This is a genomic window from Neobacillus drentensis (assembly GCF_036965645.1).
Taxonomy (GTDB): domain Bacteria; phylum Bacillota; class Bacilli; order Bacillales; family Cytobacillaceae; genus Neobacillus; species Neobacillus drentensis_D.
The window spans coordinates 332-2664 of record NZ_JBALPZ010000278.1 but is presented as its reverse complement, the minus strand read 5'-3'; the positions used below and the strand labels follow the sequence as shown (position 1 = coordinate 2664).

General features: G+C 34.6%; 5 protein-coding genes. 1 reads left to right on the top strand and 4 read right to left on the bottom strand.

All coding sequences use genetic code 11. The features are described from left to right. A partial coding sequence (locus V7266_RS30315; protein ID WP_335472987.1) for a hypothetical protein occupies nucleotides 1-198 on the top strand: 198 nt, incomplete at its 5' end. Nucleotides 199-702: 504 nt separating this feature from the next. Here V7266_RS30315 and V7266_RS30310 read toward each other — a convergent pair. The 4 genes from V7266_RS30310 to V7266_RS30295 all read right to left on the bottom strand — a co-directional run bounded on the left by V7266_RS30310 (nucleotide 703) and on the right by V7266_RS30295 (nucleotide 2306). Beyond that, on the bottom strand, nucleotides 703-882 hold the full coding sequence (locus V7266_RS30310; RefSeq protein ID WP_335472985.1) for a hypothetical protein: 180 nt from the start codon (nucleotides 880-882) through the stop codon (nucleotides 703-705). Between the two features lie 77 nt (nucleotides 883-959). Then, nucleotides 960-1076: a YjcZ family sporulation protein gene (locus tag V7266_RS30305; RefSeq protein ID WP_335472984.1), complete on the bottom strand. Its 117-nt coding sequence runs from the start codon at nucleotides 1074-1076 to the stop codon at nucleotides 960-962. A 55-nt stretch (nucleotides 1077-1131) separates the two neighbouring features. Beyond that, on the bottom strand, nucleotides 1132-1257 hold the full coding sequence (gene yjcZ, locus V7266_RS30300; RefSeq protein WP_335472983.1) for a sporulation protein YjcZ: 126 nt from the start codon (nucleotides 1255-1257) through the stop codon (nucleotides 1132-1134). A gap of 617 nt (nucleotides 1258-1874) precedes the next feature. Beyond that, nucleotides 1875-2306, bottom strand: coding sequence for a hypothetical protein (locus V7266_RS30295; protein WP_335472982.1), 432 nt, complete (start codon nucleotides 2304-2306; stop codon nucleotides 1875-1877). Between the last annotated feature and the right edge of the window lie 27 nt (nucleotides 2307-2333).

The window sequence follows — 2333 nt, the reverse complement described above, 5'->3', positions numbered from 1 at the left end:
ATGGAGGTTATCCTGGTTATGGCATGGGATATGGAGGTTATCCTGGTTACGGCATGGGTTATGGCGGTTACCCATTCCATCACGGATATGGTGGCTATCCATTCCATCACGGATATGGCGGCTATCCATTCCATCACGGATATGGCGGCTATCCATTCCATCATGGTTGTTGTGGATGTTAGAGATGGTTCATGCTAGCTCATAAGTAATATTAGTTAATTTTACACATAACGTTATTTTAAAAATGAATATTCGACTTAGCGGGGGATTTACCACTTATCCTGCTATTTATGTCGGGGGTGCCGTTTGTAACAAATGTAACAGTAGAACAAAACGAAGATACGCTTTGGATTTGGAAGCAAATGTTAAGTATCAAGATAAACGCAAAAAAATAGTTACAAAATGGGTTAAACAGGTTAATCAATAATATGAAAGAAGAGAAATGGGATTAATTTGATTGCTCTATTTAAGAATCCCAACTACTAGGAGTTAAAGATTCAGCTGCCATTTTTGGTGGCTTTTTCTTCTTAAGCTAAAGAGGGCAGGTTAGCTTAAGAAGGTGAACAACATTGAATACAGCAGAAATGAAGGAATTTTTGTAAAAAGGCAAACGCAAGTTCATAAACATTTTGGTGAAAACAGCCTAAAAAAAAGAGCCCGTAGGCTCCTTGAAAAACATGTTTAAATCTTTAAATCATTTGCTTAAAAGAATCCGCGTCTTCTTCTCTCGATTTCGAACCGTCTTCTTCTCTCAAATTCGATTTCAATTTCAATACGTCTTCTTCTCTCGATTTCGATTTCAATTTCAATGGGGAAAAACCGTCTTCTTCTAAAATCGTCACGAAAAAACGGGTCTCTTCTATCAAATCCAAAAAATGTCATTTAATTCATCCTCCTTCCATTTCAGAAGCCTATGTGAAAAAGGACAGATTAACCTAAACTAATCTACCCTTTACCACTTAGTAGCCGCCCATACCGCTCATAAAAGAAGCTCCGACAATGATCAGCAAGACGAACAATACTACGATTAACGCAAAAGCGTTGTTTTCTCTATGTTCGTGTCTAGATTCTCCCAATTATAACATCTCCATAAATAGGATTTTACTCGTCCAAATCATACCGTTTAGTTGATTAAATGACGCTAGTCAATACGATAATCAACAGAATGAACAATACAACGATTAAAACAAAAGTTGAACCGCCGCCATAGCCACCGCCGTAGCCGTAGCCGCCTCCGTATCCACATGATCCCCACATATTTTTCACCACCTATCGGGATTAACTGAAGAAAGAATACTTTCCTCTATATATGTATATTTCTTAGGACAAGAATCGATTGGACAATCATCATTGTGTAAGTTAAAATTCCGCAAATTGTTTAAACAATTTCTAATAATAAAAAAAGCGTCTACAATTCATGCAAACGCTTTTTCGGAGGTAACTATGTGCTGGTGGCAATAATAATATATGCACTCAGAATAAAACTGAATGGACAAGTGCTGATTAAAAGTAAATTAGGCAGGGAATGTAAATTATAAATCATTCATGAACCATACTCTTACTATTCTTTTTTGGCTATTATAAATGGATGTGTATATTAGAGAAAAAAGGATCAGATTTGTAGGATTAATGAATGTGCTTAAATTAATTCACTAACAGGTGTTTAGTTGTGGAAATGTTTCTGGCTTAAATTGAGGGAAATGATAAGTTTATTTACCTTGATCCTAAGTTAAAAGCAAAGGTTAAATATAGAAATCTAACGAAGAAGGGACTCTTAAGAATCCCTAGTTTTGTAGAGTGGGCTAATTAGGCTCACTCTTTTTTCTTTTTAAACTAAAGCGAGATGAATAAGTTGCAAAAAGTGATCTGCATTATTAATGCCTTATTTCCTTATAATCTGTACTTAGAGGTGAAGCATATAGATTTATAAATAATATGTAAACTGGATACAAAATGACAGACCCATAAATAAGAAGGCTATATCTCGGAAAAAGTGTTACTCCTGTATTAATAGGAAAAACAACAGGGAAATAAGAGAAAAGAAGAATAAAATATGGTGCCCACAAAAGGAGTGACAAATAGCTGTATTTTCTACCTATAGTCCATTTTTTTGTTAAGTAAATAAATAAAATTGTCGAGAGTAGGAGTCCAATAACATTAATGGCAGCAATTACAATGTAAACATTATCCCAATCCCAGCCAGTTAACGTACTAATATGAGTTACATTTATTATGAGTTCAATTGCTATAAACAAGGCTATAGCGTATAAGGCACTAAGAATATTTAACTTTATAAAAAACTTCATCATATACCTCCTTATTAAGAAACAGCA